The sequence below is a fragment of the Streptococcus mitis genome (assembly GCF_946188695.1).
In the GTDB taxonomy this organism is placed as follows: domain Bacteria; phylum Bacillota; class Bacilli; order Lactobacillales; family Streptococcaceae; genus Streptococcus; species Streptococcus mitis_DF.
The window spans coordinates 1-289 of record NZ_CAMHWI010000061.1 but is presented as its reverse complement, the minus strand read 5'-3'; the positions used below and the strand labels follow the sequence as shown (position 1 = coordinate 289).

Sequence of the window (289 nt, the reverse complement as noted above, 5' to 3'; positions counted from 1 at the left end):
AGGCTCTATAATATTTGTAGTGGGTAAATCCCCTATGAATCTTATGGAGCCTATTTTTGTGTAGAAAAAAAGTCCCATATGACCTATAATGAAAAGCGACTAAACAACTCATTAGAAAGATTCATATGGAACAATTACATTTTATCACAAAACTACTCGATATCAAAGACCCAAATATCCAGATTCTAGACATCATCAATAAGGATACACTTAAGGAAATCATCGCTAAACTGGATTACAATGCCCCATCTTGTCCTGATTGTGGACATCAAATGAAGAAATATGACTT

General features: G+C 33.6%; 1 pseudogene. It reads left to right on the top strand.

Annotated features, from left to right (window positions below):
* Positions 1 to 125: 125 nt before the first annotated feature.
* A pseudogene (locus N8L33_RS09990) lies at positions 126 to 289 on the top strand (ISL3 family transposase); the annotation flags it as partial.